The following is a 26,233-nucleotide window of genomic DNA, read 5'->3' as shown; positions in this document are numbered from 1 at the left end:
CGGCGCAGACCGAGCCCGGCCCCGGGGCGTCGTGTCTCACCGTGGGGTGCCGCCCTTGCGGCGCTTGCGGTTCGGGCGCCGGGGGCGGTGGAGGGTGTCCAGTTCACCGATCGCGGCCCGGACATGGGCCGGGTCGCCCTTCCGGGAGCCGCCGGCGCACCACCAGGACGGCCGCCCGTCGACGTCCCGTGGGTGCATGCCGAGGTCGTGGACGGTGCAGACCGGCCACACCCGCCACAGGCGCTCGGTCACCGTCTCCTGGGCGGCGTCGGCGACGGCCAGCAGGGTCTCGCCGGCAGATTCCTCCGGCATCAGACAGTTGCCGTGCGCTTCGCCGTCGGCGAGGGCCACGAAGACGTACTCGTCCAGGCCCGCGGACTCCGAGTGGGCCATCAGGCACAGGGGTCGCTGCTCGGGGACGGTCGACGCCAGGTCCCGGTTGACGGCCGCCAGCGCCTCGTCCCAGAGCGGGTATTCGCCCGCGAGCACATGACGCGGCTCGGGCCGGCCGAAGAGAGCACACATGCACGTATCCTCTCAGGCCCTCTCAAGTCCTCTCAGGCCCCACAGCCGGCCGCTCGGGCCGCTCGGGCCGCTCCCGCCTCCGGAATCCCCGGCCTCGCGGACGGAACGCCGACTTCTGGACTGGCCTGTGACGATCCGTGAGACTGGATCGGGTCCAGCGCCCTGCGCCCCGGCTCCGAAGGACGGTGACCATGGAAGAGGAAGTCCCCCGCGTCGAACTCACCCCGCAGGCCGCGGAACTGGTGCGGCGGCTGCGTGCCGAGCACGGTCCGCTGATGTTCCACCAGTCCGGCGGCTGCTGTGACGGCAGCGCGCCCATGTGCTATCCGGACGGCGAGTTCCGCACCGGCGGTTCGGACGTACTGCTGGCGGAGCTGGCGGTGGAGGGCGTGGCGGAGCCCGTCACCTTCTGGATGTCCCGCAGCCAGTACCAGGTGTGGAGCCACACCCGGCTGATCGTGGACGTCGTACCCGGACGGGGCAGTGGGTTCTCACTGGAGGCACCCGAGGGGGTGCGATTTCTCACCCGTTCTCGCGTAGTCGACGCGTAGTCGGCCCGCCGTCCCCCGCCGTCTGGTCCACTGCCCCTGGGAGCCACGGAACACGAAGCAACGCAGGGACAGTTGACGAGGCATCAGGGGGCGCAGTGACAAGACGTCGCAGGCGTACGACAGCGGGCAGAGCGGTTCTCACGGCGGTCACGGCGTTCGGTGTGCTGGCCGGTGCGGCCCTGGCGGGGGCGGCACCGGCCGGCGCCGTTCCGGAGGGCAAGCGCATCGCACCGGGCGTCACCTACCGGCAGTTCGACGTCGACGCGGCCGCGGGGCCGGCGCACGTCCATCTGCTCACGGTCGACCTGGGCAATCCACACGTCCGTGTGGACCTGCTGTACCCGGGCGTGGTGGCGGCCCGGGCCACGGTCTCCCGGATGGCGGACGCGTCCGGGGCGGTGGCGGGGATCAACGGTGACTTCTTCGACATCACCGAGACCCAGCACCCGGGTGTGGAGGCCACCGGCGCTAGCGTCGGACCGGCGGTCGCGGACGGGCGCGTGCTCAAGGCGGCGGTGCCGGACGGCCAGCGGTTCGGACCGGCACTGCCGCCGGGGACGAGCACGCGGGCGGTCTTCGGCGTCGGCACGGACCGGCGGGCCCGGCTGGACCGGCTCTCCCTCGTCGGCACCGTAGGCACACCCGAGGGCCGGCTCCCGCTGAAGGGCCTCAACCAGTACGCGCTGCCGGAGAACTCCGTCGGCGCCTTCACCTCGCGGTGGGGCAGCGCCTCCCGCAAGCGCGCCGTCTGCGGCACCGACACCCAGCGCTCGGCGCCGTGCAGCACCGACACCTACGAGGTGACCGTGCGGCACGGCCGGGTCGCCTCCGCCGCCGGCACCCCGGGCAGCGGGGCGATCGCGGCGGACACCACCGTCCTGGTGGGCCGTGAGGAGGGCGCGCGGCAGCTGCGCAAGCTCTCGGTGGGGGACGAGGTGACCGTGACGCACACCCTGGTGGCGGCCTCCTCCGGGGTGCCGTACGCGTTCGCGATCGGCGGCTTCCCGGTGCTGCGGGGCGGCAAGGCGCTGCCGGGGCTGGACGACGCCGCCTCGGCGGTGCGCACGGCCGTGGGCTTCAAGGGCGGCGGACGGCAGATGCTGGTCCTGGCGCTGGACGGGGCCGCCGCTTACCGCACCGGTATGACGGTGGCCGAGGAGGCGGCCACCATGCGCTCGCTGGGCGCGTCCGACGCGTTCAATCTCGACGGCGGCGGCTCGACGGAGCTGGTCACCCGGGACGCGGGCGCGAGCGCGGTGACGGTCCGCAATCATCCGAGCGCCGGTGCCGAACGCCCCGTCGCGGACGGCATCGGCGTCTTCTCGGCCCCGTGAGCGGCCCACGGCTCAGGGCTGCAGGCCGCTGACCAGGTCGGCGGTTGCGGTGAGCCCGCTGTGGATGGTGGGCGCCATGCTCGAGCCGGCCAGGAAGAAGCCGAGCAGCACACAGACCAGGGCGTGGGAGAACTTCAGCGCGCAGTTGCGCATGAAGATCACGGCCAGGATCAGGAGCAACAGCACCACAGAGATGGAAACGGCCATCGGGAACCTCCTCCGCCACGCCCCTTGAATGGCGTTTCGGCCGCAAGTGTGGCGTAGCGGAGGGTTCGTCCGGGCGGCTGACGTGTCCCCCAAACGTGTGGTCTTACGCCGCGGGGTGGCCGTCGAGGAAGGCCTGCAGGCCGGCCAGGTCGTCGGTGTTGAGGTAGTCGACGCCGGCGACGAGCAGCTCCGTCCACAGGGCGTCGCGGGCCGGGCCCGCGGCGTCCGGGGTGGCCCAGAACCGCACCAGCTGCCCGTGCGCGTGCGCGGCGCCGGTGATGCCGCACAGCTTCTGCCGCTCGGCGTCCGGGAAGGTGCCCGCTCCCGTCCAGGTGAAGTTCTGGGTCCAGTTGTCGCTGATCAGCGAGATGAAGGAGGCGGGGGCGCTGGTGCCGAGGTCGGTGAGCCGGCCGTCGTAGAAGGCGCGGCGCTCATCCTGCGCCTCCATGGGGATCCGGGCCGCACGGTCGCCGGAGATGACGGCACTGACGGGTCCGCGGTGGATGCGGCCGCGGTCGTACCGGGTGAACAGGTGCGGGTAGCGGCGCAGATGGCGGTCGAGTTCCAGGTACGTCGAGGAGCCCTCGGTCTTGATGTCGATGAGGAGCTGCAGCGGCCGACGCCAACCCCGGTACACCGAGCCGTGGTTGGCCCGCACGATCCTCGCCAGCGGGTCGAGGTAGAGGGACTCGAGGGTGCGGGTCGGGTCCAGCTCGGAGCTGTCGTGGCCGATGAGGAGCTGGTCGCCGACGAGGAAGATGTCGGCCTCGACGCTGTTGAATCGGTGGCCGAGCGCGTCGAACAGGGGGTGCGGATGCTCGTAGTCGTTGTGGGCGTGCGCGTTCCACAGCGGGTGCGGGCCGGGCCGGCCGCCGTCCGCCCAGGCCTGCGACGCGGGCAGGGCGACCGCGCCGGCGAGGACGGCGCCGAGGGTGGTGAGGGCTCTGCGTCGGGTGGTGAGGGCCATGCTCTGCCTCCCTTGAGGTACCGGATGGGACCGGGGAGAGTATGCGTGCCCTCACCACCCAACGGGTCCTGCATCCCGGGGAGTTGGCGCGTTGTTCACTTCTCCGGAGCAGGGGCACGGACAAGCCCGCCCCAGGTGGGGCGGGCTTCACACGGGGTACGTCAGGGTGCCTGGAGATCGACCAGTTCGGCCAGCGCCGAGCGATGCGCTCCCGCCGTGCCGTACGCGATCGAGTCCGCCTTGGCCCGCTTCAGGTACAGGTGGATCGGATGCTCCCAGGTCATGCCGATCCCGCCGTGCAACTGCAGCGCCTCCTCCGTGGCGTGGACGGCGACCGGCGCCGCATACGCCTGTGCGACGGCGACCTGGATCTCCGCGTCCTCGCCGGAGGCGAGGGCGTCGGCGGCGGCGCGGGCCGCGGCCCGGAGGTTGACCGTCTCCAGCCAGAGCTGGGCGAGCCGGTGCTTGAGCGCCTGGAAGCCGCCGACCGGGCGGTTGAACTGCTTGCGCTCCTTCAGATAGCGCACCGTCTCGGTCAACGCCCAGTCGGCGACGCCCAGTTGCTCGGAGGTGAGCAGTCCGGCACCGGCACGCAGGGCGCGGCGCACCGCGGGCTCTGCATCGCCGATGCGCCGGCCGGGCGCACCGTCCAGCCGTACCGTCGCCAGCGGCCGGGTCAGGTCCAGGGAGACCTGCGGGGTGATGGTCACGGCGTCGGCGGTGACGGCGTACAGGCCGCCGTCGTCGGCCGGGACGAGCAGGACGTCGGCCGCAGCGGCGTCGGCGATGCCGGCCAGCTCGCCGTGCAGGGTGCCGTTCTCGAACCGTACGGTCCTGACGGCGGCGCCCGGTGCCGTGTGCAGCCCCACCGCGAGGGCGCCGATCGTGCGCCCGGAGGCCAGACGGCCCAGCAGTTCCCCGTCGCCGCAGGCCAGCAGGGCCTCGGTGGCCACGACCGCGCTGGTGAGGTAGGGCACGGGGGCGACCGCCCGGCCCAGCTCCTCGAGGACGACGGCGACTTCGCGGTGCGAGGCGCCCTGGCCGCCCTGCGCCTCGGGCACCAGCAGGCCGGCCAGGCCCATGCCGTCGGCGAGCAGCTTCCACAGGGCGAGGTCGTGCGGGGCACCCGACTCGGTGCGGGCGATGACGTCGGCCGGGGCGCAGTGGTCGGTGAGCAGGTCCCGTACGGCGGCCCGCAGCGCCTCCTCCTCCTCGGAGTAGAGAAGATCTGTCATCGGGCCAGGTCCTTCCATGCGACGTCCTTGTCGGTGCGCGGCTCGGCGGGCAGGCCGAGGACGCGCTCGGCGACGATGTTCAGCAGGACCTCGCTGGTCCCGCCCTCGATGCTGTTGCCCTTGGCCCGCAGATAGCGGTAGCCGGCGTCACGTCCGGTGAAGTCGACCAGCTCGGGCCGGCGCAGGGTCCAGTCGTCGTACAACAGGCCTTCCTCGCCGCGCAGTTCCACCTCCAGGCCGCTGATCTCCTGGTTGAGGCGGGCGAAGGCGAGCTTCATGCCGGCGCCCTCGGGGCCGGGCTGTCCGGCGACGAGCTGCTGGCGCAGGCGCTCGGCGGTGAGGCGGGAGACCTCGGCCTCGACCCACAGCTTGAGCAGCCGCTGATGCAGGTCGTGGGTGCGCAGCTCGGGCCGCTCGCGCCAGGTCTTCGCCACCGGGCCGATCATGCCGCCCTCGCGGGGCAGCCGCATGCCGCCGATGGCGACGCGCTCGTTGTTGAGCGTGGTCTGCGCGACGCGCCAGCCGTCGCCGATCTCGCCGAGGCGGCGGGTGTCGGGGATGCGGACGTCGGTGAGGAAGACCTCGTTGAACTCGGCCTCGCCGGTGATCTGGCGCAGCGGCCGGACCTCGACGCCCGGGTCGGTCATGTCGCAGAGGAAGTACGTGATGCCCGCGTGCTTGGGCACGTCCGGGTCGGTGCGGGCGATGAGGATGGCCCAGCGGGCGTTGTGCGCGCCGGACGTCCACACCTTCTGCCCGTTGACCACCCAGTCCTCGCCCTCGCGGACCGCGCGGGTGCCGAGCGCGGCGAGGTCGGAGCCGGCGCCGGGCTCGCTGAACAGCTGGCACCAGACCTCCTCCCCCGTCCACAGCGGCCGCAGATAGCGCTGCTTCTGCTCCTGCGTGCCGTACTTGAGGATGGTCGGCGCGGCCATGCCCAGCCCGATGCCGTTGCGGCGCGCGTCGTTGTCGGGGGCGCCGGCCGCCTCCAGCTCGGCGTCCACGGCACTTTGCAGGTGGCGGGGCGCGCCCAGCCCCCCGAGGCCCTCCGGGTAGTGCACCCAGGCGAGGCCGGCGTCGAAGCGGGCCCGCAGGAACTCCAGGCGGTCGGTGCTCGCGACCGGGTGCTGAGTGAGCAACTCCCGTGTGCGACGGACCAGTTCGTCGGCGTCGGTCATGCTGCTGCCTCCATCACCACGGCGATCCGGCCGGTGGACCGGCCGTCCGCCACCTTCTGCACGGCCACGGCGGCCCCACGCAGCGGAACCCGCTCGCTCACCAGCGGCTTGATCGCGCCCCGGGCGGCCAGTTCGGTCAGTTCCTCGTGACAGCGCAGGATGAGCTTCGGGTTCTTGGTCGCGTACAGGCCCCAGTGCAGGCCGAGGATCGAGTAGTTCTTCACCAGCGCGTGGTTGAGGGCCGGGCTCGGGATGGTGCCGCTCGCGAAGCCGACGACGACGATCCGGCCCTCGAAGGCGACGAGCTTGGCGGACTGGGCGTAGGCCTCGCCGCCGACGGGGTCGTAGACGACGTCCGCGCCCCGGCCGCCCGTGGCTTCCTTCACGGCCGCGATCACATCCTCGCTGCGACGGTCGACGACCACGTCACAGCCCAGTTCGCGGGCCACGGCGGCCTTGTCCGCGCCGCCGACGACACCGATCACGGTGGCGCCGGCCGCCTTGCCCAGCTGGACGGCGGCGCTGCCGACCCCGCCGGCGGCGGCGTGCACGAGCAGGGTCTCCCCCGACTCCAGGTGCGCCCGGCGGTGCAGGCCGAACCAGCCGGTCTGGTAGCCGATGTGCAGCGCGGCGGCCTCGGCGTCGTCCAGCGCGTCGGGCGCGGGCAGCAGCGCGCGGGCGTCGGCGAGCGCGTACTCGGCGAAGCCGCCGTACGGCAGTACGGGGTTGGCGATCACCCGGCGGCCGTCCTCGGTCTCGGCGCAGATCTCCACGCCGGGCGTGAACGGCAGGGGCGGCCGTACCTGGTACTGCCCCCGGCACAGCAGGGCGTCCGGGAAGTTGATGTTGGCGGCGCGCACGCGCAGCAGCACCTGGCCGTCGCCGGGTGTGGGCCGCTCCACCTCCGCCAGCCGCATCACCTCGCTCGGCTCGCCGTTCTCGTGCACTTGCCATGCCTGCATGCGGGGCCTCCACGCGACTGCTTCGTCGGACCGGGTTCGACGGCATACTAAGCGGTCGCTTGCCGATCAGGGAACAGTCGGCCGTGTCACTTCCCCGCCGGCCGGGTCACTTCCGTGCCGGCGGGTCACTTCCGTGCCGGCCGCGCCCGTACGTGCATCCGCTCCCCCTGCGGACCGAACAGGCTGAGGAACTCCACCGGGCCCTCCCCCGTCGAACCGAACCAGTGCGGCACCCGCGTGTCGAACTCGGCGGCCTCCCCCGCCGACAGCACCACGTCGTGCTCGCCGAGGACCAGCCGCAGCCGCCCCGAGAGCACGTACAGCCACTCGTACCCCTCGTGGGTGCGGGGATCCGGCTCCTGCTTCCGCTGCGGTTCCAGCACCTTGAAGGCCTGGAGGCCGCCGGGCTGGCGGGTCAGCGGCCAATGGGTGCGCCCGCCCCGCACGATCGGCTCGGACCGCACCCGCGGGTCCCCCACCGGCGGCGCGCCGACCAGTTCGTCCAGCGGCACCTGATGCGCCTGGGCGATCGGCAGCAGCAGTTCCAAGCTGGGCTTGCGCAGACCGGACTCCAGCCGGGACAGGGTGCTCACGGAGATCCCGGTCGCCTCCGACAGCGCGGCCAGCGTCACCTCCCGCTCCTTGCGGATGCGCCGCAGCCGGGCGCCCACTTCCGCCAGTACGTCGTCCGTGCTCATGGTCCCCATTGCAGGATCGGCAAAGATGTTTGTCAATCCCGCATCCGTGGAGCGACGGTCGTGCCATGACCGAGAACACCGAGAACACCGAGAAGAACCGGTACGAAGTGATCGTCGTCGGAGGCGGCGCCGCCGGGCTGTCCGCCGCCCTGGTCCTCGGCCGGGCCCGGCGCCGCACGCTGGTCGTCGACGCGGGCGAGCCGCGCAACGCACCGAGCGCGCACCTGCAGGGCTATCTGTCCCGGGACGGCATGTCCCCCGCCGAGTTCCTGGCGGTCGGCCGCGAGGAGATCGCCCGGTACGGCGTGGAGCTGGTCCGGGAGCGGGTGGTGGACGCGGACGGGGACGGCGAGGGCTTCACGGCACGGCTCGCCGGCGGGCGGACGGTACGGGCCCGGCAGCTGGTGATCGCGACGGGGCTGAAGGACGAGCTGCCCGAGGTCCCGGGGCTGGCCGCGCGGTTCGGCCGGGACGTGGTGCACTGCCCGTACTGCCACGGCTGGGAGGTCCGCGACCTGCCGACCGGGGTGCTCGCGACCTCCCCGCTGAGCGTGCACCAGGCGCTGATGGTCACCCAGTGGTCCGGGGACGTGCGGTTGTTCCTCCACGAGGTGAGCGAGTCGGAGCTGACGGACGACGACCTGCGCCGGCTGGCCGCCGCCGGGGTCGAGACCGTACCCGGGAAGGTCGAAGGACTCGTCGTCGACGGCGACCGGCTCACCGGGGTCCGGCTGGCGGACGGCACGGTCCACGACCGCGAGGTGCTCTACGCCGCCCCGCGGGCCGTTCCGCAGAACGACCTGCTGGTGAAGCTGGGCGCCGAGCTGCGCGAGACGCCGTTCGGCAGCTACCCGGTGACCGACGAGCGCGGCCTGACCACCGTGCCCGGCCTCTGGGCGGCGGGCAACGCGGGCGGCTTCGCCGAACAGGTGATCAACGCGGCGAGCCGCGGCTACCGGGCGGGGGCCGCGATCAACGGGGAGCTGCTCTTCGCCGACCTCGACGCCGCGGTGCGCGTGTAGCCGCCCGGCCGCCGGTGCACCATGGGTGCATGCTCCTCGCCCGGCTCGCCCAGGTGTCCCGAGAGGTGGCCGCCACGGCTGCGCGGTCCCGCAAGACGGCGCTGCTCGCGGAGCTGTTCCGGGACGCGGCGGCGGACGACGTGCCGGTCGTCATCCCGTATCTGGCCGGGCGGCCGCCGCAGGGCCGGCTCGGCGTCGGCTGGAAGGTGCTGGGCCGCCCGGTGCCGCCGGCCGCCGAGCCGACGCTCACGGTCCGGGAGACCGACGCCCGGCTCGCCGCACTGGGCAAGGTCTCCGGTGCGGGCGCGCAGGCGGAGCGGGCCCGGATCGTGGGCGAGCTGATGGGCGCGGCCACCGCGGACGAGCAGCACTTCCTGCGCGGGCTGCTCACGGGCGAGGTCCGCCAGGGTGCGCTGGACGCGGTCGCGGTGGAGGGCCTCGCGCAGGCGACCGGCGCCGACCCGGCCGCCGTGCGGCGGGCGGTGATGCTCGCGGGGTCCTTGCAGACGGTCGCCCAGGCGCTGCTGGCCGAGGGCCCCGGGGCGCTGGACGGGTTCCGGCTCACCGTCGGCCGTCCGGTGCTGCCGATGCTGGCGCAGAGCGCTTCCTCGGTCGCCGAGGCCGTGCGGAAGCTGGGCGCCTGCGCGGTGGAGGAGAAGCTGGACGGCATCCGGGTGCAGGTCCACCGGGACGGCGACACGATCCGGGTGCACACCCGCACCCTGGACGACATCACCGACCGGCTGCCTGAAGTCACGTCGGCGGCACGGGAGTTGGCGGGCACGCGGTTCGTCCTGGACGGCGAGGTGATCTCCTTCGGCGACGACGGCCGTCCCCGCTCCTTCCAGGAGACCGCGGGCCGGGTCGGCTCCCGCACGGACGTGGCGAAGGCGGCCGGACAGGTCCCGGTCTCCCCCGTCTTCTTCGACGCCCTGTCGGTCGACGGCCGCGACCTGCTCGACCTGCCGTTCGCCGAGCGGCACGCGGAGCTGGCCCGGCTGGTGCCCGAGCCGATGCGGGTGCGCCGTACGGCTGTCGCCGGGCCCGAGGACATCCCCGAGGCGGAACGGTTCCTCGCCGACACCCTGGCCCGCGGCCACGAGGGCGTGGTCGTGAAGGCGCTGGACGCCCCCTACGGCGCGGGCCGGCGCGGCGCCGCCTGGCTCAAGGTCAAGCCCGTGCACACCCTCGACCTGGTGGTGCTGGCCGCCGAGTGGGGCCACGGCCGCCGCGCGGGCAAGCTCTCCAACCTCCATCTCGGCGCCCGCACCGCCGACGGCGGCTTCGCCATGCTGGGCAAGACCTTCAAGGGCATGACCGACGTGATGCTCGCCTGGCAGACCAAGCGGCTGCGGGAGCTGGCGGTCGACGACGACGCCGGCGACGGCTGGGTGGTCCGGGTCCGCCCCGAACTCGTCGTGGAGATCGCCTACGACGGCCTCCAGCGCTCCTCCCGCTACCCGGCCGGCGTCACCCTGCGCTTCGCCCGCGTGGTCCGCTATCGCGAGGACAAACGCCCCGAGGAGGCCGATACGGTGGAGGCCCTGCTGGCGGCCCACCCGGAGGTCACACCGTGACGGTGCGTACGACGAAGCGCAGTGCGGGACTGCTGGTGTTCCGGCACACCGATGAGGGAGTTGAGGTGTTGCTGGGCCATATGGGTGGCCCGCTGTGGGCGAAGAAGGACACCGGGGCGTGGACGGTCCCCAAGGGGGAGTACGAACCCGGTGAGCCCGCATGGGAGGCGGCCCGGCGGGAGTTCCAGGAGGAACTGGGGCTGGCGCCGCCCGACGGGACGGCCGTACCGCTGGGGGAGGTCGTGCAGAGGAACGGCAAGATCGTCACCGCGTGGGCGGTGGAGGCTGACCTGGACCTGACGGGATTCACCCCCGGCAGCTTCACCATGGAATGGCCTCCGCGCTCCGGCCGCGAGCAGGAGTTCCCCGAACTGGACCGGGTGGAGTGGCTGGGCGCCGGCCGGGCCCGCGAGCTGATCATCGCGGCGCAGGCCACGTTTCTCGACCGGCTGGCGGAGCACACGGCCTGAAGGGGGCCTCACGCGTTGCGGACCGCACGCCCGCGCGCGAAGGTCGAGACAAGCCCGCTCCCAGGGAGGTCAGCCATGCCCATCGCGACGGTGAACCCGGCGAACGGCGAGACGCTCAAGACGTACGAGCCCATGCGCGAGGAGGAGCTGGAACGCCGGCTCCAGCTCGCCGAGGCCACGTTCCGCACGTACCGGACGACCACGTTCGCCGACCGCGCCCGGCTGCTGGACAAGGCCGCCGGCCTGCTGGACGAGGACCAGCCGGAGATCGGCCGGGTCATGACCACCGAGATGGGCAAGCCGGTCAAGCAGGCCCGCGCGGAGGCCGCGAAGTGCGCGAAGGCGATGCGCTGGTACGCCGAGCGCGCCGAGGGGCTGCTCGCCGACGAGGAGCCCGCGGCCTCGGACGTACAGGACTCCGGGGCGTCCCGGGTCCGGGTGCGCTACCGGCCGCTCGGCCCGGTGCTCGCGGTCATGCCGTGGAACTTCCCCCTCTGGCAGGTCGTACGGTTCGCCGCGCCCGCACTGATGGCGGGCAACGTGGGCCTCCTCAAACACGCCTCCAACGTCCCCCAGACGGCCCTGTACCTGGAGGACCTGTTCCACCGGGCGGGCTTCCCGGAGGGCTGCTTCCAGACGCTGCTGATCGGGGCGGGCGCGGTGGACGGCATCCTGCGCGACGAACGGGTCAGGGCGGCGACCCTGACGGGCAGCGAGCCCGCGGGCCGGGCGGTCGCCGCCACCGCCGGGGAGATGGTCAAGAAGACGGTGCTGGAGCTGGGCGGCAGCGACCCGTACGTCGTCATGCCCTCCGCCGACCTGGACCGGGCCGCCCGGATCGCGGTCACGGCGCGGGTGCAGAACAACGGGCAGTCGTGCATCGCCGCGAAACGGTTCATCGTGCACCACGACGTCTACGACGCGTTCGCCGAGAAGTTCGTCGCCGGGATGCGGGCGCTCAAGGTCGGTGATCCGCTCGAGGAGGACACCGAGGTCGGGCCGCTCTCCACCGAACAGGGCCGCAAGGACCTGGAAGAGCTGGTCGACGACGCGAAGCGCGGCGGCGCCGAGGTGCTGTGCGGCGGGCAGCGGCCGGAGGGGCCGGGCTGGTACTACCCGCCGACCGTGCTCGCCGGCATCACCCGTCAGATGCGCATCCACCGGGAGGAGGCGTTCGGACCGGTGGCCACGCTGTACCGGGCCGGCGACGTGGACGAGGCGCTCCTCATCGCCAACGACTCGCCGTTCGGGCTGAGTTCCAACGTCTGGACACGGGACGAGCACGAGGTGGAGCGGTTCGCCCGCGACCTGGAGGCCGGCTCCGTGTACGTCAACGGGATGACCGCCTCCCATCCGGCGTTCCCGTTCGGCGGGGCGAAGCGCTCCGGGTACGGGCGTGAGCTGTCCGGGCACGGAATCCGGGAGTTCTGCAACATCACCACGGTTTGGCAGGGGGTGTGACCGCTGCGCGGCTACCATCCCCCTTGTGAACCGCGAAGTGACTCTGCCTCTGATCGTCGACGACCGCGGCTCCTTGCAGGTGGCTGCGGCCGACGTGAGTAAGTTGCTGCGGACCGTGGGCGGACGGTGGCTGCGGCTGGTGGAGGCCGGGGAGCAGGAGCTGGACGAGGATACGGTCGCCGCGCTGACCATCGAGCTGGCCAAGCTTGCGGACCGTATCGACGTGGCCTGTATCGCGCACAGCAGCGGGGCGCCGTAGCCGGATCAGCTCAGCGCTGCCCAGAACATGCTCTCGTACCTTTGCAGCAGCGCTCCGTAGGTGTGCGCCGTCTCCATGTCCAGAGCACCGCTGTCCAGGCCCGCCTGTACCGCCGCCGTCGCCTGTGCGTCCAGGTCGGGGGCGGGTGCGGCGAAGAAGTCGAGGAACGCGCAGGACTCGTCCTCGAAGCCGTAGTGGGTGCGCAGGCCCGCCGCGATGCGGGCGCAGTAGCCACCCCAGGCCGAGAAGTTGGCCGTCAGGGCGAGGACGGTGTCCGTGGGGGACGCGTTGAGGGCCAGCCAGGAGACGTAGGCGGGGTAGGCCTGGCAGCCGGCCAGGGGGACGTGTGCGCGTGAGCGCTCGTCGGTGACGCCGCAGGCCCGCGCGAAGGCCGTCAGATGCCGTGCGGCCAGCTCCTCGCCCGTCGCCAGGGTCGTGAAGTAGGCCGCGGCGGCCGGGTCGGCGCGCTGGGGCCAGGTGCCGGAAGGCGCGGCGGTCGGCCGGGATCACCCACTGCTGTTCCAGGGCGAGCCGGGCCAGGGCCTCCACAGGCGCCTCGCCGCGCTCGACGAGCGGGACGAAGGGGTTGGCGGCGGGGTCCGGGGCGAGCGCCCCGGTGGTCGTCTCGAGCAGATCCCTGGCCGTGGCCGTCATGGTGCTCTCCCTCGCGCGGACGTGCGGGTTTCTCCTCCGACCCTGGCACGGTGTCCCCAGTCTGGAGTAGTCCGGCGAGAGAACGCCGCCCTGACGGGTGATCGTGGGTGGACCACCTCCTGAGGTGAACCACCTTCTGACCGGCGGGCGAAGGCCTTCCGGAAGGCTGAAAGCAGGCACGGTTCATGGCGACTTTGTGCAGACCGGCAGTGTCGGTTCCGGAACACGTGATCACGATGGAGGAGACGCTGGAGCTGGCGCGTTCCCGTCACGCGGACCACCCTCAACTCCCGCTCGCACTCCGGCTGATCGAGAACACCGGCGTCAAGACCCGGCACATCGTGCAGCCCATCGAGGAAACCCTGCGGCACCCCGGCTTCGAGGAGCGCAACAAGCTCTACGAGGCCGAGGCCAAGGCCAGGGTCCCCGCGGTGATACAGCGGGCGCTCGACGATGCCGAACTCCTCACCACCGACATCGACGTGATCATCTACGTCTCGTGCACGGGCTTCATGATGCCCTCGCTCACGGCGTGGCTGATCAACGAGATGGACTTCGACTCCACCACCCGGCAGCTCCCCATAGCCCAGCTGGGCTGTGCGGCCGGCGGCGCGGCGATCAACCGGGCCCACGACTTCTGCGCGGCCTACCCCGAGGCCAACGCGCTGATCGTGGCCTGCGAGTTCTGCTCGCTGTGCTACCAGCCCACCGACCTCGGCGTCGGCTCGCTGCTGTCCAACGGCCTGTTCGGTGACGGCATAGCCGCCGCCGTGGTCCGCGGCAAGGGCGGTACCGGCATCGAGCTGGAGCGCAACGGCTCGTACCTGATCCCGAAGACCGAAGAGTGGATCATGTACGACGTCCGGGCGACCGGCTTCCACTTCCTGCTCGACAAGCGGGTGCCGGCCACCATGGAACCGCTGGCCCCGGCGTTGCAGGATCTCGCCGGCATGCACGGCTGGGACGCGTCCGACCTGGACTTCTACATCGTCCACGCGGGCGGGCCGCGCATCCTCGACGACCTGAGCAAGTTCCTCCAGGTCGACCCGCACGCGTTCCGGTTCAGCCGGGCCACCCTCACCGAGTACGGCAACATCGCCTCCGGCGTCGTGCTGGACGCGCTGCGCCGGATGTTCGACGAGGGCGGCGCCGAGCACCGGGCGCGCGGGCTCCTCGCCGGGTTCGGGCCCGGCATCACCGCGGAAATGGCGCTGGGCCGCTGGCGCGGCTTCGACCGAGAAACGGCATGAGTACGGCATGACGGAAGAGACGCTCACCGAGACACTGCCCCCGATCCGGCACTGGCCGGCGCTCGATCTGACCGGGACGGACTTCGACCCGGTGCTGAGAGAGCTGATGCGCGAGGGACCGGTCACCCGCATCCAGCTGCCCAACGGCGAGGGCTGGGCATGGCTGGTGACCCGGTACGACGACGTGCGCATGGTGACCAACGACGCCCGCTTCAGCCGCGAGGCCGTCATGGACAAGCCGGTCACCCGGCTGGCCCCGCACTTCATCCCGGACCCGGGCGCGGTCGGCTTCCTCGATCCGCCCGACCACACGCGGCTGCGCCGCTCGGTGGCCGCCGCGTTCACCGCGAAGGGCGTGGAGCGGGTGCGGGACCGGGCGCGCACCATGCTGGACGAGCTGGTCGACGAACTCCTCCAGGACGGCCCGCCCGCCGATCTGACGGCCACGATCCTCAGCCCGTTCCCGATCGCGGTGATCTGCGAGATGATGGGTGTCCCCGCCGCCGACCGGCACACCATGCACACCTGGACGCAGCGGATCCTGTCCTCCTCGCACGGCAAGGAGGTCAGCGAGAAGGCCAAGCGGGAGATGGCCGCCTACTTCTCCGACCTGATCGGGCTGCGCGAGAACAGCACGGCCGAGGACGTGACCTCGCTGCTCGGCGCCGCCGTGGGCCGCGGCGAGGTCACCCTGGGCGAGGCCGTGGGGCTCGCCGTCCTCCTGCAGATCGGCGGCGAGGCGGTCACCAACAACAGCGGCCAGATGTTCTACCTGCTGCTGACCCGGCCCGACCTGGTGGACGTGCTGCGCGAGCGTCCGGAGATCCGCCCCCGGGCGATCGACGAACTCCTGCGCTACATCCCGCACCGCAACGCGGTCGGACTGTCCCGCATCGCCATGGCGGACGTGGAGATCCGGGGCACGCGGATCCGCGCGGGCGATCCGGTGTACGTCTCCTACCTGGCCGCCAACCGCGACCCGGAGGTCTTCCCCGACCCGGAGACCATCGACTTCTCCCGCAGTCCCAACCCCCATGTCTCCTTCGGCTTCGGCCCGCACTACTGCCCCGGCGGCCAGCTGGCCCGGCTGGAGCAGGAGTTGCTGGTGGACACCCTGCTGGACCGGGTGCCGGGCCTGCGCCTGGCCGTGCCGCCGCAGCAGGTGCCCTTCAAGAAGGGCGCGCTGATCCGGGGTCCCGAAGCCGTGCCGGTGACCTGGTGACCCGCCCATGACCTGGACGCAGGGAGTGACGGAGGGCCTGTACGTGCCGCCGGGCCACGGCCGTGTCGTCGAGACACCGGCCCAGCGTGTGACGTTCAAGGTCACCGGCACGCACTCGCGGATGGCCTCCACCTTCGAGGTGGAGGTCCCGCCGGGCTTCGACGTGGGCGCCCATGTGCACACGCGCAGCGAGGAGTTGTTCTACGTCCTGGAGGGCGAACTCGACGTCCTCGCCTTCGAGCCCCGCATCCGCACACCCGACAACTGGGCGAAGTGGGAGTCCGGTTCGGGCCGCAGGGTGGTCCGGGCGACACCGGGCACGGTGATCGTCGTACCACCGGGATGTCCGCACGCGTTCGCTAACCCGACGGACACCCCGGCGAAGATGTTCTTCCAGGCCTCTCCCCCACCGGACCACGAGCGCTACTTCGAGGAGCTGCTGGAGATCCTGGGCAACGGCGGCCCACCCGACCAGGAAGCGATCGAGGCCCTGAGGGCGAAGTACGACATCGAGCAGCTGACGCCGCTCAGGCATCGTTAGCGGATGGGCATGCCCGAGAGGGTGCGGGCGATCACCAGCCGCTGGATCTCGCTCGTGCCCTCGAAGATCGTGTAGATCGCGCTGTCCCGGTGCATGCGCTCGACCGGGTACTCCCGGGTGTAGCCGTTACCGCCGAGGATCTGGATCGCCTGTGCGGTCACCTTCTTCGCGGTCTCGCTGGCGAAGAGCTTGGACATGGACCCTTCGGCGGCGGTGAACGGCTTGCCGTTGACCGCCATCCACGACGCCCGCCACACGAGCAGCCGGGCCGCGTCGACCTGCGTCCGCATGTCCGCGAGCTGGAAGGCCACGCCCTGGTTGTCGATGATGGGCCGGCCGAACTGCTCCCGGGTCCTGGCGTAGTCGAGGGCGACCTCGTACGCGGCCCGGGCGGTGCCGACCGCCATGGCGCCGACCGCCGGGCGGGACGCCTCGAACGTGGCCATCGCCGCGTTCTTGACGCGCTCACCGCCCTGCCGGGCCTTCTCCCGCGCCCGGGCCAGCCGCTCGTCCAGCTTCTCCTTGCCGCCCAGCAGGCAGGAGCCGGGAACGCGGACGTTGTCGAGGACGACCTCGGCGGTGTGCGAGGCGCGGATGCCGTGCTTCTTGAACTTCTGGCCCTGCGCGAGGCCCGGGGTGCCCGGCGGGACGATGAAGGAGGCGTGGCCCTTGGAGCCCAGCTCCGCGTCGACGCTGGCGACGACGACATGGACGTTCGCGATGCCGCCGTTGGTCGCCCAGGTCTTCGTGCCGTTGATCACCCACTCGTCCTTGGCCTCGTCGTACACGGCACGTGTGCGCATGGAGGCCACGTCGGAGCCGGCGTCGGGCTCGGAGGAGCAGAACGCGGCGACCTTGACATCGTTCGGGTCGCCGTACATCTGCGGGATCCAGGTGCCGATCTGCTCCTCGGTTCCGTTGGCGAGTACGCCCACGGCGGCGAGGCCGGTGCCCACAATGGACAGGGCGATGCCCGCGTCGCCCCAGAACAGCTCCTCCATGGCCATCGGGATACCGAGCCCGGTGGCGTCGAAGTACTGCTGCGCGTAGAAGTCGAGGGAGTAGATGCCGACCTTCGCGGCCTCCTGGATCACCGGCCAGGGAGTCTCCTCGCGCTCGTCCCACTCGGCGGCCGCGGGGCGGATCACGTCGGCGGCGAAGCCATGGAGCCAGTCCCGGACTTCCTTCTGTTCGTCGTTCAGCTCCATGGTGAACTCGGCCATGTCCCCTCCAGCGGCGGCGGTGCGATGTTACTAGCGGTAACCCGAGTCTGTTACCGACGGGTAGGAAAAGTCAACCGGCGAGGACGCCTCGGCATCCCGTTCGATGTCAGGGGCGCAGTCAGTGTTAGTTTGCGCAGGCGTCACCGAATCAGCACGGGTGGGGAGATCACATGGACACCACACAGCGGACCGAGCAGCAGCGGTCCGCCGACCGCCGACGGCGCGAGCTGCTGGAGGCCGCCGACCGGGTGGTGCTGCGCGACGGCCCGCAGGCGTCGATGAACGCGATCGCGGCGGAGGCCGGGATCACGAAGCCGATCCTGTACCGCCACTTCGGCGACAAGGGAGGCCTATACGCCGCCCTGGCGAAGCGGCACACGGACGCGCTGCTCGACTCGCTGCGCGCCGCTCTGGACGCTCCCGCCGACCGGCGGGAGCGGGTCGAGTCCACGCTGGACACCTATCTCGCGGCGATCGAGGCACGCCCCCAGGTGTACCGGTTCCTGATGCACCCCGCCGAGGGGAGCAGTGGGGGCGACCAGGGCTTCGACGTCGGCAAGCACAGCGCGCCGCTGCTCCGCAGGATGGGCGAGGAGCTGGCCCAGGTGATCGAGGAGCGGGTCGACCTCGGGCCCGGGAGCCAGCAGCTCGCGCGGGTGTGGGGGCACGGGATCGTCGGGATGATGCATGCCGCGGGTGACTGGTGGCTGGGGGAACGCCCCTGCTCCCGGAGCGAGTTGGTGCGCTCGCTCGCGGATCTGCTGTGGGGGCGGCTCGCCGCCGCGGGGGACAAGATGGGCGGCCCGGGATTCTAGGCGGCCCCGCCCAGGCCCTGTCGTCGAAGTCCCGTCGTCCGCCCGGCAGGGCCTAGGTTTTGACGACAGAGCCTAGCCGCTCCATGAGGCCCGGCCGATCTGCCTCAGCAGTCTGCGCTTGCGCCACCCCGCGAGGCGGTCGGCGTACACCTTGCCCTCCAGGTGGTCGCACTCGTGCTGCAGGCACCGGGCGAAGAAGCCCGTGCCGTGCACGGTGACCGGCTCCCCCGTCACCGTGCGGCCCTCGACCACCGCATGGTCGTAGCGCTCCGTCCCGGCCTCCAGCCCGGGCAGGGACAGGCAGCCCTCCGGGCCCCGGACGACGACCCCGTCCCGCTCCACGAGGCGGGGGTTCACCACATGTCCCAGATGCCGCACATCATCGTCATCCGGACAGTCGTAGACGAACACCCGCAAAGGCACCCCGATCTGATTCGCGGCCAACCCCACTCCCTGCGCCGCGTACATCGTGGCGAACAAGTCCTCCACGAGGTCGGCCAGTTCGGGACCGAAGTCCGTGACGTCCCGGCAGGACTCGCGCAGCGCCGCGTCGCCGTGCAGGGTGAGAGGCCGGACTCGCCCGCGGGCGCCCGGAATGGAACCGTGTCGCATGGCCGCAAGGGTACGGTTCGTTCGACCCACGCCCGTCGCGCAGGGATGGGCAGGATTCGGGTGTGCGAATGGATCTCGATAGGCTGAGGTCCACACCACGTTGCCGGATGGCCCCAGGCGCGGCGCGTACGCAAGGAGGATCGAGAACTGATGGCAGGCAACTCGGACCCGCTCACGCCGCGGGCCAAGCTGGCCGTGACCGCGGGCAAGGCGGTCGCTGCGGCATCGCGGGCCGCAGGACGCGGCAGCGGGTCGGTGATCGGTGGCCGGGTCGCGCTGAAGCTGGACCCCGACCTCCTCGCGCGACTCGCCCAGCACCTGGACGTCGTCCTGGTGTCCGCCACCAACGGCAAGACCACGACCACCCGGCTCATCGCCGAGGCGCTGCGCGCCGCGGGCCCGGTCGTGTCGAACGCGCTCGGCGCCAACATGCCGGCCGGCATCACCTCCGCGCTCGCGGGCGGCTCCGACGCCAAGTTCGGTGTCATCGAGGTCGACGAGAAGTACCTGGCCGGAGTGGCCCGGGACACCGACCCGAAGTGCATCGCCCTGCTCAACCTCTCCCGCGACCAGCTCGACCGCGCCGCGGAGACCCGGATGCTCGCCGAGAACTGGCGCGAGGGCCTCGCCGGCTCCAAGGCCGTCGTCGTCGCCAACTGCGACGACCCGCTGGTGGTGTGGGCCGCCTCGTCCTCCCCGAATGTGATCTGGGTCGCGGCGGGACAGATGTGGAAGGACGACGCCTGGTCCTGCCCGTCCTGCGGCGGCGTGATGCAGCGCCCGGGCGAGGAGTGGTACTGCGGCGAGTGCGGCTTCCGCCGGCCCCAGCCGACCTGGGCGCTGTCCGGCGACCATGTGCTGGACCCGCACGGGTCGGCCTGGCCGATCCACCTCCAGTTGCCGGGCCGCGCCAACAAGGCGAACGCGGCCAGCTCCGCCGCCGTGGCCGCCGTCTTCGGGGTGCCGCCGCAGGTGGCGCTGGAGCGGATGTACCAGGTGCAGGCCGTGGCCGGACGGTACGATGTCGTGCAGTTCCTGAACCGTGACCTGCGCCTGCTGCTGGCCAAGAACCCGGCCGGCTGGCTCGAGACGTTCTCCCTGATCGACCCGCCGCCCACGCCGGTGATCCTGTCCGTGAACGCCCGCGGGGCCGACGGCACCGACACGTCCTGGCTGTGGGACGTCGACTACACGCAGCTGACCGGTCACCCTATCTTCGTCATCGGTGACCGGAAGCTGGACCTCGCGGTCCGTCTGGAGGTCGCGAACCAGCACTTCCAGGTCTGCGAGGACCTCGACCAGGCCGTGCAGATGTGCCCGCCGGGCCGGATCGAGGTCATCGCGAACTACACCGCGTTCCAGGACCTGCGCCGCCGTGTCGGCAACTGATCTTCGAAGGGCGATCACCTCATGAGCGACAACCAACTGCGGCTGGTGTGGATCTACCCGGACCTGCTGAGCACCTACGGCGACCAGGGCAACGCGCTCGTCGTGGAGCGCCGGGCCCGGCAGCGCGGCCTGGACGTGGCCCGGCTCGACGTGCGCAGCGACCAGCCGATCCCGACCTCCGGCGACATCTACCTGATCGGCGGCGGCGAGGACCGTCCGCAGCGGCTCGCGGCCGAGCGGCTGCGCCGGGACGGCCATCTGCAGCGGGCGGTGCAGAACGGCGCGATCGTCTTCTCGGTCTGCGCCGGCTACCAGATCCTCGGCCACGAGTTCATCAACGACCTCGGCCAGCGCGAGCCCGGCCTCGGCCTGCTCGACGTGGTCTCGGTGCGCGGCGAGGGCGAGCGGTGCGTCGGTGACGTGCTCGGCGACATCGACCCGCAGCTCGGTCTGCCCCAGCTGACCGGCTTCGAGAACCACCAGGGCGTCACCCACCTCGGCCCCGGCGCCCGCCCCTTCGCCCGGGTGGTCATGGGCAAGGGCAACGGCACCGGGGACGGCACGGAGGGCGCGTACAACGGGACGGTCTTCGGCACGTACATGCACGGCCCGGTCCTCGCCCGCAACCCGCTGATCGCCGACCTGCTCCTGAAGCTGGCGCTCGACGTCAACGCCCTGCCGCCGATCGACGACCGCTGGTACGAGGCGCTCCGAAACGAGCGCATCACTGCTGCGCAGCAGCCTGCGTGAGCACCGTTGCGCAGCGGCCTGCGTGAGCACCGTTGCGCAGCGGCCTGCGTGAGCGCTCGAGGGATTCTTCAGCGTGGTCCGGCAGGCTTGTGACGGGCCCGCCTGACGGGGCGTCCGCTCACATGTGCGGGCGCGTCCAGCAGGCGGACGCCCGCTACGGAGCCACCCCCTCACGCCGGTAGGGTGGCCGGGAATCCGCCGGACAACGTGGTCCGGTCTACCCGGCCCACGTTGAGAAGGTATTTCGGGCTATGCGCATTGGTGTCCTCACGTCCGGCGGCGACTGCCCCGGCCTGAACGCCGTCATCCGGTCCGTCGTGCACCGTGCCGTCGCCGACCACGGCGACGAGGTCATCGGTTTCCGGGACGGCTGGAAAGGCCTCCTCGAGTGCGACTACCTCAAGCTCGACCTCGACGCCGTGGGTGGCATCCTGGCGCGCGGCGGCACCATCCTCGGCTCCTCCCGGGTCCGCCCGGAGCACCTGCGCGACGGTGTGGAGCGGGCGAAGGGCCATGTCGAGGAACTCGGTCTGGACGCGATCATCCCGATCGGCGGTGAGGGCACGCTGAAGGCGGCCCGGCTGCTGTCGGACAGCGGGCTGCCGATCGTGGGCGTGCCCAAGACGATCGACAACGACATCGCTGTCACCGATGTCACGTTCGGCTTCGACACGGCCGTGACCGTGGCCACCGAGGCCCTGGACCGGCTGAAGACCACCGCCGAGTCGCACCAGCGGGTGCTGATCGTGGAGGTCATGGGCCGGCACACCGGCTGGATCGCGCTGCACTCCGGCATGGCGGCCGGCGCCCACGCCGTCGTCGTACCGGAACGGCCCTTCGACATCGAGGAGTTGACGAAGAGGGTCGGCGAGCGGTTCGAGGCGGGCAAGCGGTTCGCCATCGTGGTCGCGGCGGAGGGCGCCAAGCCGAAGCCGGGCACGATGGAGTTCGACGAGGGCGGCAAGGACGTCTACGGCCACGAGCGCTTCGCCGGGATCGCCCGCCAGCTGTCGATCGAGCTGGAGCAGCGGCTCGGCAAGGAGGCGCGGCCGGTCATCCTCGGGCATGTCCAGCGCGGTGGCACGCCGACGGCGTACGACCGGGTGCTCGCCACGCGCTTCGGCTGGCACGCGGTGGAGGCCGTGCACCGCGGCGAGTTCGGCCGGATGACCGCCCTGCGCGGCACCGACATCGTGATGGTGTCGCTGGCGGAGGCGGTGGAGACGCTGAAGACCGTGCCGGTGGAGCGGTATGACGAGGCGGAGTGCGTCCTGTAGTTCACCCGATGACAACCCGCCCCCGGTCACGGACGTGACCGGGGGCGGTTCTAGTCTTGGGGCGGACATCTTGCACAACCCCCACGAATCAGGAGCCGCCGGATGGATCACAGCGGGCACGGCATGATGATGGATCTGCCGCCGTTCACGCTGGGACGGGGGCTTCAGTGGTCCACCGACCCGTTCTTCCTGGTCGCCTGTCTGCTCGGGCTCGGGCTGTACGGCTGGGGTGTGGTCCGGCTGCGGCGGCGCGGGGACGCCTGGCCCATGGGCCGTACGGTGTCGTACGTCGTCGGTGTGCTGACCGTGGCGCTGGTGATGTGCACCAAGCTGAACGACTACGGCATGGTCATGTTCAGCGTGCACATGGTGCAGCACATGATCATCAGCATGCTGTCGCCGATCCTGATCCTGCTCGGCGCCCCGGTCACCCTGGCGCTGCGCGCGCTGCCCGTCGCCGGCCGGGGCCGCAAGGGCCCGCGCGAGCTGCTGCTGGCGCTGCTGCACAGCCGGTACATGCGGATCGTCACGCACCCGGCGTTCACGATCCCGATGTTCATCGCGAGCCTGTACGTCCTGTACTTCACCCCGCTGTTCGACTTCCTGATGGGGTCGCGGGCCGGGCACATCGCGATGATGGTGCACTTCTTCGCCGTGGGCATGGTGTTCTTCTGGCCGATCATGGGCGTCGACCCGGGTCCGCACCGGCCGGGATACGTGATGCGGATGCTGGAGCTGTTCGCGGGCATGCCGTTCCACGCGTTCTTCGGTATCGCGCTGATGATGGCGTCGACGCCGATGGTGGGGACCTTCAAGCACCCAGCCGCCTCGCTCGGCATCGACGCGCTGTCCGACCAGAACGCGGCCGGCGGCATCGCCTGGGCGTTCAGCGAGATCCCGTCGGTTCTGGTGCTGATCGCGCTGCTGTTCCAGTGGTACCGCTCCGAGCAGCGCCAGGCCAAGCGCAAGGACCGGGCCGCGGATCGCGACGGAGACAAGGAGCTGGAGGCGTACAACGCCTACCTGGCCTCGCTGAACGCACGCGAGAGCTAGCCGGAGCCGTCCCCTCCGGGCGGGATCGGGGGCACCATGGTCAAGGACGGACCATGAGGAGGGTGTCGCGATGCCCGGTTCCACGAACGGTACGAACGGCTCGACGAACGGCTCCACCAAGGCGATGGGGGTTCTCACGGTCGGCGGGCTCGTCGTCGTGACCGCCTACACGGTCGCGCTCGGCAGCAACGGCTGGCTGTGGTTCGGCTGGGTGGTGCTGGGTCTGCTGACCCTCGCCATGGTCGTCACGCAGTCGTAGCTCCCGCGCCGCGGGCGTGGCTGATTACAGTGCCCGCATGAACAGCAGGAACGCCTCCTTCGACGATCTCGACCGGAAGATCATCACCGCGCTGATGGCGAACGCCCGGACCAGCTTCGCCGAGATCGGCGCTGCGATCGGGCTGTCGTCCACCGCGGTCAAACGGCGCGTGGACCGGCTGCGGGAGACCGGGGTGATCACCGGGTTCACGGCCACGGTGAAGCCCCTGGCACTGGGCTGGCGCACGGAGGCGTACGTCGAGGTGTACTGCGAGGGCGCGGCCCCGCCCCGGCGGCTGGCGGAGGTCGTCCAGGCCTATCCGGAGATCACGGCGGCCATGACGGTGACCGGCGGCGCGGACGCGCTGCTGCATGTGCGGGCGCGGGACGTGGAGCACTTCGAGGAGGTGCTGGAGCGGATCCGCACCGAGCCGTTCATCCGGAAGACGATCAGCGTGATGGTGCTGTCGCATCTGCTGCCGGAGAGCCCGGAGGCGGGCGCCACCCATGCGGCCCCCGAATGACCCTGGAGTATGCGCAGCACTCGTGCGTGTACGCCGTTCACAACGCATCGATGCTGCGCATGCACGCAGCTCTTGTCGCTTGTCGGTCGCCGATCTCCGTTCCTACCGTTGTGTCACCCCTCAGTGACACACAGGAAAGCGGAGGAAACCCTCTGTGTCCGAAAGCCGTGTGCCGCGCCCCCGGCGCTTTCTCGTCTGTGAACCCAGACATTTCGCCGTCAGTTACGCGATCAATCCCTGGATGCATCCCGATCGTCCCGTCGATGTGGACCTCGCCCAGGATCAGTGGCAGACGCTGATCCGCGCCTACCGCGCGCACGGGCACCGCGTCGAGTCGGTGCAGCCGGTGCCCGGCCTGCCCGACATGGTCTTCGCCGCCAACGCGGCGTTCGTGGTCGGCGGCCGGGTCTTCGGCTCCCTGTTCCACGCACCCGAGCGACGTCCCGAGTCGGTGCACTACGACACCTGGTTCAAGACCGCGGGCTACGACGTGTACCGCCCCGAGTCGGTGACCGAAGGTGAGGGAGACCTGGTGTGGACCGGCCGGTACGTGCTCGCCGGCACCGGGTTCCGCACCACCCGCGAGGCCCACCGGGAGGCCCAGGAGTTCCTCGGGCATCCGGTGATCGGCCTGACCCTGGTGGACCCGTACTTCTACCACCTGGACACGGCGTTGTTCGTGCTCGACGACGACAACATCTGCTACTACCCCGAGGCGTTCTCGGCGGGCAGCCGCGAGGTGCTGCGCCGCCTGTACCCGGAGGCGGTGCTCGCCACCCGCGACGACGCGATGGCGTTCGGCCTGAACTCCGTGTCCGACGGCCGGAACGTCTTCATCGCGCCCCGGGCCGAGGCGCTGGCCGAGAGCCTCACCCGCCACGGTTACGTCCCCGTCCCCGTCGACCTGTCGGAGTTCCACAAGGCCGGCGGTGGCATCAAGTGCTGCACCCAGGAGATCCGCTGATGACCGCGCCCACCCGAGTATCCGCGCGCACCCGTACGTCCGCCGACCTGATCCGCGCCGAGGAACCGGTCCTCGCGCACAACTACCACCCGCTGCCCGTGGTCGTCGCGCGGGCCGAGGGCACCTGGGTCGAGGACGTCGAGGGCCGGCGCTACCTGGACATGCTCGCCGGCTACTCGGCGCTGAACTTCGGCCACCGCCACCCGGCGCTGATCGAGGCCGCGCACCGCCAGCTGGACCAGCTGACGCTCACCTCCCGCGCCTTCCACAACGACCGGCTCGCCGAGTTCGCCGAGCGGCTCGCGGAGCTGACCGGGCTGGACATGGTGCTGCCGATGAACACCGGCGCGGAGGCCGTGGAGAGCGGCATCAAGGTGGCCCGCAAGTGGGCGTACGACGTCAAGGGCGTCCCGGACGGGCAGGCGACGATCGTCGTCGCGGCGGAGAACTTCCACGGCCGTACGACGACCATCGTCAGCTTCTCCACGGACGAGACCGCCCGGACGGGCTTCGGCCCGTTCACGCCCGGCTTCAAGATCGTGCCGTACGACGACCTGGCCGCGCTGGAGGAGGCGGTCGACGAGACGACGGCGGCGGTGCTGATCGAGCCCATCCAGGGCGAGGCGGGCGTCGTCATCCCCTCTCCCGGCTACCTCACCGGGGTGCGCGAACTGACCCGGCGCAAGGGCTGTCTGTTCATCGCGGACGAGATCCAGTCGGGCCTCGGCCGCACGGGCCGTACCCTCGCCGTCGAGCACGAGGACGTCATGCCGGACGTGCTGCTGCTCGGCAAGGCGCTCGGCGGCGGCATCGTGCCGGTGTCGGCGGTGGTGGCCCGGCGCGAGGTGCTGGGCGTGCTGCACCCGGGCGAGCACGGCTCGACGTTCGGCGGCAACCCGCTCGCGGCGGCGGTCGGCACCGCCGTGGTCGGCCTGCTGCAGACCGGCGAGTTCCAGCGGCGGGCCGACGAGCTGGGGGGAACCCTGCGCGACGGGCTGGCCGAGCTGGTCGGCGCGGGCGTGGTCGGCTTCCGGGCGCGCGGCCTGTGGGCGGGCGTCGACATCGATCCGGCGATCGGCAGCGGCCGTGAGATCAGCGAGCGGCTGATGCGGGAGGGGGTCCTGGTCAAGGACACCCATGGATCCACGATCCGGCTGGCGCCCCCGCTGACCATCACAGCGGAGGAACTGCGCTCGGCGCTGGCGGCGCTGAAGCGGGTGCTGGCCCCCTGATCCGGTGGGGGCGGCCGCATGCC

The 26,233-nt window shown here is 71.6% G+C and carries 29 protein-coding genes; 19 read left to right on the top strand and 10 right to left on the bottom strand.

Annotation, left to right across the window (positions count from 1 at the left end; genetic code table 11):
• Window positions 1-36: 36 nt before the first annotated feature.
• On the bottom strand, window positions 37-525 hold the full coding sequence (locus tag A6P39_RS35055; RefSeq protein WP_067044715.1) for a hypothetical protein: 489 nt from the start codon (window positions 523-525) through the stop codon (window positions 37-39).
• Between the two features lie 191 nt (window positions 526-716).
• Here A6P39_RS35055 and A6P39_RS35050 point away from each other — a divergent pair, with 191 nt between their 5' ends.
• Complete coding sequence (locus tag A6P39_RS35050) at window positions 717-1,076, top strand: DUF779 domain-containing protein (protein WP_067044718.1); 360 nt, start codon at window positions 717-719, stop codon at window positions 1,074-1,076.
• Window positions 1,077-1,171: 95 nt separating this feature from the next.
• Window positions 1,172-2,410, top strand: coding sequence for a phosphodiester glycosidase family protein (locus A6P39_RS35045; RefSeq protein WP_199840874.1), 1,239 nt, complete (start codon window positions 1,172-1,174; stop codon window positions 2,408-2,410).
• A 12-nt stretch (window positions 2,411-2,422) separates the two neighbouring features.
• Here the strand turns inward: A6P39_RS35045 and A6P39_RS35040 are convergent, their stop codons facing one another.
• From A6P39_RS35040 to A6P39_RS35015, 6 genes are all read right to left on the bottom strand, one after another.
• Complete coding sequence (locus A6P39_RS35040; RefSeq protein WP_067049737.1) at window positions 2,423-2,617, bottom strand: hypothetical protein; 195 nt, start codon at window positions 2,615-2,617, stop codon at window positions 2,423-2,425.
• A 103-nt stretch (window positions 2,618-2,720) separates the two neighbouring features.
• Complete coding sequence (locus A6P39_RS35035) at window positions 2,721-3,584, bottom strand: phosphatidylinositol-specific phospholipase C/glycerophosphodiester phosphodiesterase family protein (protein ID WP_067049734.1); 864 nt, start codon at window positions 3,582-3,584, stop codon at window positions 2,721-2,723.
• Window positions 3,585-3,745: 161 nt separating this feature from the next.
• Window positions 3,746-4,819: an acyl-CoA dehydrogenase family protein gene (locus tag A6P39_RS35030; protein WP_067049731.1), complete on the bottom strand. Its 1,074-nt coding sequence runs from the start codon at window positions 4,817-4,819 to the stop codon at window positions 3,746-3,748.
• The gene (locus A6P39_RS35025; protein WP_067049728.1) at window positions 4,816-5,997 is read right to left on the bottom strand and encodes an acyl-CoA dehydrogenase family protein; all 1,182 of its coding nucleotides are present in this window, start codon (window positions 5,995-5,997) and stop codon (window positions 4,816-4,818) included. Before A6P39_RS35025 ends, A6P39_RS35030 begins: the two co-directional genes overlap by 4 nt.
• On the bottom strand, window positions 5,994-6,959 hold the full coding sequence (locus A6P39_RS35020) for an NADPH:quinone oxidoreductase family protein (protein WP_067049725.1): 966 nt from the start codon (window positions 6,957-6,959) through the stop codon (window positions 5,994-5,996). The genes A6P39_RS35025 and A6P39_RS35020 overlap by 4 nt, the downstream gene beginning before the upstream one ends.
• A 125-nt stretch (window positions 6,960-7,084) precedes the next feature.
• Window positions 7,085-7,657, bottom strand: a complete 573-nt coding sequence (locus A6P39_RS35015; RefSeq protein WP_067049775.1) for a helix-turn-helix domain-containing protein — start codon at window positions 7,655-7,657, stop codon at window positions 7,085-7,087.
• Window positions 7,658-7,722: 65 nt separating this feature from the next.
• Between A6P39_RS35015 and A6P39_RS35010 the strand changes: the two genes are divergently transcribed.
• The 5 genes from A6P39_RS35010 (at window position 7,723) to A6P39_RS34990 (ending at window position 12,446) form a co-directional block, all read left to right on the top strand.
• Entirely contained in the window at window positions 7,723-8,679 is a 957-nt protein-coding gene (locus A6P39_RS35010) for an NAD(P)/FAD-dependent oxidoreductase (RefSeq protein WP_067049722.1), read from the top strand.
• A gap of 29 nt (window positions 8,680-8,708) precedes the next feature.
• Window positions 8,709-10,256, top strand: a complete 1,548-nt coding sequence (locus tag A6P39_RS35005) for an ATP-dependent DNA ligase (protein ID WP_067049719.1) — start codon at window positions 8,709-8,711, stop codon at window positions 10,254-10,256.
• A complete protein-coding gene (locus tag A6P39_RS35000) occupies window positions 10,253-10,726 on the top strand; it encodes an NUDIX domain-containing protein (RefSeq protein ID WP_067049716.1) in 474 nt (157 codons plus the stop codon). Before A6P39_RS35005 ends, A6P39_RS35000 begins: the two co-directional genes overlap by 4 nt.
• Window positions 10,727-10,801: 75 nt before the next feature.
• Window positions 10,802-12,187 (top strand): NADP-dependent succinic semialdehyde dehydrogenase, encoded by a 1,386-nt coding sequence (locus A6P39_RS34995; protein WP_067049713.1) that lies wholly within the window; start codon window positions 10,802-10,804, stop codon window positions 12,185-12,187.
• Between the two features lie 25 nt (window positions 12,188-12,212).
• Entirely contained in the window at window positions 12,213-12,446 is a 234-nt protein-coding gene (locus A6P39_RS34990) for a DUF6213 family protein (protein ID WP_079133532.1), read from the top strand.
• Window positions 12,447-12,451: 5 nt separating this feature from the next.
• On the opposite strand, the gene A6P39_RS45615 is transcribed toward A6P39_RS34990, so the two are convergent.
• Complete coding sequence (locus A6P39_RS45615; RefSeq protein WP_443053078.1) at window positions 12,452-12,844, bottom strand: hypothetical protein; 393 nt, start codon at window positions 12,842-12,844, stop codon at window positions 12,452-12,454.
• Between the two features lie 441 nt (window positions 12,845-13,285).
• Here A6P39_RS45615 and A6P39_RS34985 point away from each other — a divergent pair, with 441 nt between their 5' ends.
• The 3 genes from A6P39_RS34985 to A6P39_RS34975 are packed head-to-tail and all read left to right on the top strand — an operon-like array spanning window position 13,286 to window position 16,113.
• Window positions 13,286-14,350 (top strand): type III polyketide synthase, encoded by a 1,065-nt coding sequence (locus A6P39_RS34985; protein WP_067049707.1) that lies wholly within the window; start codon window positions 13,286-13,288, stop codon window positions 14,348-14,350.
• A gap of 7 nt (window positions 14,351-14,357) precedes the next feature.
• On the top strand, window positions 14,358-15,572 hold the full coding sequence (locus tag A6P39_RS34980; RefSeq protein ID WP_067049704.1) for a cytochrome P450: 1,215 nt from the start codon (window positions 14,358-14,360) through the stop codon (window positions 15,570-15,572).
• Between the two features lie 7 nt (window positions 15,573-15,579).
• Complete coding sequence (locus tag A6P39_RS34975; RefSeq protein ID WP_067049701.1) at window positions 15,580-16,113, top strand: cupin domain-containing protein; 534 nt, start codon at window positions 15,580-15,582, stop codon at window positions 16,111-16,113.
• Here A6P39_RS34975 and A6P39_RS34970 read toward each other — a convergent pair.
• On the bottom strand, window positions 16,110-17,336 hold the full coding sequence (locus A6P39_RS34970; RefSeq protein WP_067049699.1) for an acyl-CoA dehydrogenase family protein: 1,227 nt from the start codon (window positions 17,334-17,336) through the stop codon (window positions 16,110-16,112). The genes A6P39_RS34975 and A6P39_RS34970 overlap by 4 nt on opposite strands.
• A 170-nt stretch (window positions 17,337-17,506) precedes the next feature.
• Between A6P39_RS34970 and A6P39_RS34965 the strand changes: the two genes are divergently transcribed.
• Window positions 17,507-18,151 (top strand): TetR family transcriptional regulator, encoded by a 645-nt coding sequence (locus tag A6P39_RS34965; protein WP_067049696.1) that lies wholly within the window; start codon window positions 17,507-17,509, stop codon window positions 18,149-18,151.
• 72 nt (window positions 18,152-18,223) lie between these two features.
• On the opposite strand, the gene def is transcribed toward A6P39_RS34965, so the two are convergent.
• On the bottom strand, window positions 18,224-18,763 hold the full coding sequence (gene def / locus A6P39_RS34960; protein WP_067049693.1) for a peptide deformylase: 540 nt from the start codon (window positions 18,761-18,763) through the stop codon (window positions 18,224-18,226).
• Between the two features lie 150 nt (window positions 18,764-18,913).
• Between def and A6P39_RS34955 the strand changes: the two genes are divergently transcribed.
• The 8 genes from A6P39_RS34955 (at window position 18,914) to rocD (ending at window position 26,210) form a co-directional block, all read left to right on the top strand.
• Window positions 18,914-20,152 carry a MurT ligase domain-containing protein gene (locus A6P39_RS34955; RefSeq protein ID WP_067049691.1) on the top strand — a complete coding sequence of 413 codons (1,239 nt, stop codon included), beginning with the start codon at window positions 18,914-18,916 and terminating at the stop codon, window positions 20,150-20,152.
• A gap of 21 nt (window positions 20,153-20,173) precedes the next feature.
• The gene (locus A6P39_RS34950; RefSeq protein WP_067049688.1) at window positions 20,174-20,902 is read left to right on the top strand and encodes a type 1 glutamine amidotransferase; all 729 of its coding nucleotides are present in this window, start codon (window positions 20,174-20,176) and stop codon (window positions 20,900-20,902) included.
• A gap of 251 nt (window positions 20,903-21,153) precedes the next feature.
• Window positions 21,154-22,179, top strand: coding sequence for a 6-phosphofructokinase (locus A6P39_RS34945; RefSeq protein ID WP_067049685.1), 1,026 nt, complete (start codon window positions 21,154-21,156; stop codon window positions 22,177-22,179).
• A 102-nt stretch (window positions 22,180-22,281) separates the two neighbouring features.
• Window positions 22,282-23,232, top strand: coding sequence for a cytochrome c oxidase assembly protein (locus tag A6P39_RS34940; protein ID WP_067049680.1), 951 nt, complete (start codon window positions 22,282-22,284; stop codon window positions 23,230-23,232).
• Window positions 23,233-23,302: 70 nt separating this feature from the next.
• Entirely contained in the window at window positions 23,303-23,491 is a 189-nt protein-coding gene (locus A6P39_RS34935; RefSeq protein ID WP_067049677.1) for a hypothetical protein, read from the top strand.
• Window positions 23,492-23,528: 37 nt separating this feature from the next.
• Window positions 23,529-24,014: an Lrp/AsnC family transcriptional regulator gene (locus A6P39_RS34930; protein ID WP_067049672.1), complete on the top strand. Its 486-nt coding sequence runs from the start codon at window positions 23,529-23,531 to the stop codon at window positions 24,012-24,014.
• A gap of 154 nt (window positions 24,015-24,168) precedes the next feature.
• Window positions 24,169-24,978, top strand: coding sequence for a dimethylargininase (ddaH, locus tag A6P39_RS34925; RefSeq protein ID WP_067049669.1), 810 nt, complete (start codon window positions 24,169-24,171; stop codon window positions 24,976-24,978).
• Window positions 24,978-26,210, top strand: a complete 1,233-nt coding sequence (gene rocD / locus A6P39_RS34920; protein ID WP_067049664.1) for an ornithine--oxo-acid transaminase — start codon at window positions 24,978-24,980, stop codon at window positions 26,208-26,210. Before ddaH ends, rocD begins: the two co-directional genes overlap by 1 nt.
• Window positions 26,211-26,233: the final 23 nt, after the last annotated feature.

Origin of the sequence: Streptomyces sp. FXJ1.172 (assembly GCF_001636945.3) — a bacterium.
Taxonomy (GTDB): Bacteria; Actinomycetota; Actinomycetes; order Streptomycetales; family Streptomycetaceae; genus Streptomyces.
Note: the sequence above shows the minus strand (reverse complement) of the source record. Positions and strands in the feature narration are given on the sequence as shown.

Excerpts from the sequence above, each read along its gene's own strand:
- A6P39_RS35055 (WP_067044715.1), bottom strand. The coding sequence starts at position 525 with ATGTGTGCTCTCTTCGGCCGGCCCGAGCCGCGTCATGTGCTCGCGGGC.
- A6P39_RS35050 (WP_067044718.1), top strand. The coding sequence starts at position 717 with ATGGAAGAGGAAGTCCCCCGCGTCGAACTCACCCCGCAGGCCGCGGAA.
- A6P39_RS35040 (WP_067049737.1), bottom strand. The coding sequence starts at position 2,617 with ATGGCCGTTTCCATCTCTGTGGTGCTGTTGCTCCTGATCCTGGCCGTG.
- A6P39_RS35035 (WP_067049734.1), bottom strand. The coding sequence starts at position 3,584 with ATGGCCCTCACCACCCGACGCAGAGCCCTCACCACCCTCGGCGCCGTC.
- A6P39_RS35030 (WP_067049731.1), bottom strand. The coding sequence starts at position 4,819 with ATGACAGATCTTCTCTACTCCGAGGAGGAGGAGGCGCTGCGGGCCGCC.
- A6P39_RS35025 (WP_067049728.1), bottom strand. The coding sequence starts at position 5,997 with ATGACCGACGCCGACGAACTGGTCCGTCGCACACGGGAGTTGCTCACT.
- A6P39_RS35020 (WP_067049725.1), bottom strand. The coding sequence starts at position 6,959 with ATGCAGGCATGGCAAGTGCACGAGAACGGCGAGCCGAGCGAGGTGATG.
- A6P39_RS35015 (WP_067049775.1), bottom strand. The coding sequence starts at position 7,657 with ATGAGCACGGACGACGTACTGGCGGAAGTGGGCGCCCGGCTGCGGCGC.
- A6P39_RS35010 (WP_067049722.1), top strand. The coding sequence starts at position 7,723 with ATGACCGAGAACACCGAGAACACCGAGAAGAACCGGTACGAAGTGATC.
- A6P39_RS35005 (WP_067049719.1), top strand. The coding sequence starts at position 8,709 with ATGCTCCTCGCCCGGCTCGCCCAGGTGTCCCGAGAGGTGGCCGCCACG.
- A6P39_RS34995 (WP_067049713.1), top strand. The coding sequence starts at position 10,802 with ATGCCCATCGCGACGGTGAACCCGGCGAACGGCGAGACGCTCAAGACG.
- A6P39_RS34985 (WP_067049707.1), top strand. The coding sequence starts at position 13,286 with ATGGCGACTTTGTGCAGACCGGCAGTGTCGGTTCCGGAACACGTGATC.
- A6P39_RS34980 (WP_067049704.1), top strand. The coding sequence starts at position 14,358 with ATGACGGAAGAGACGCTCACCGAGACACTGCCCCCGATCCGGCACTGG.
- A6P39_RS34975 (WP_067049701.1), top strand. The coding sequence starts at position 15,580 with ATGACCTGGACGCAGGGAGTGACGGAGGGCCTGTACGTGCCGCCGGGC.
- A6P39_RS34970 (WP_067049699.1), bottom strand. The coding sequence starts at position 17,336 with ATGGCCGAGTTCACCATGGAGCTGAACGACGAACAGAAGGAAGTCCGG.
- A6P39_RS34965 (WP_067049696.1), top strand. The coding sequence starts at position 17,507 with ATGGACACCACACAGCGGACCGAGCAGCAGCGGTCCGCCGACCGCCGA.
- def (WP_067049693.1), bottom strand. The coding sequence starts at position 18,763 with ATGCGACACGGTTCCATTCCGGGCGCCCGCGGGCGAGTCCGGCCTCTC.
- A6P39_RS34955 (WP_067049691.1), top strand. The coding sequence starts at position 18,914 with ATGGCAGGCAACTCGGACCCGCTCACGCCGCGGGCCAAGCTGGCCGTG.
- A6P39_RS34950 (WP_067049688.1), top strand. The coding sequence starts at position 20,174 with ATGAGCGACAACCAACTGCGGCTGGTGTGGATCTACCCGGACCTGCTG.
- A6P39_RS34945 (WP_067049685.1), top strand. The coding sequence starts at position 21,154 with ATGCGCATTGGTGTCCTCACGTCCGGCGGCGACTGCCCCGGCCTGAAC.
- A6P39_RS34940 (WP_067049680.1), top strand. The coding sequence starts at position 22,282 with ATGGATCACAGCGGGCACGGCATGATGATGGATCTGCCGCCGTTCACG.
- A6P39_RS34935 (WP_067049677.1), top strand. The coding sequence starts at position 23,303 with ATGCCCGGTTCCACGAACGGTACGAACGGCTCGACGAACGGCTCCACC.
- A6P39_RS34930 (WP_067049672.1), top strand. The coding sequence starts at position 23,529 with ATGAACAGCAGGAACGCCTCCTTCGACGATCTCGACCGGAAGATCATC.
- rocD (WP_067049664.1), top strand. The coding sequence starts at position 24,978 with ATGACCGCGCCCACCCGAGTATCCGCGCGCACCCGTACGTCCGCCGAC.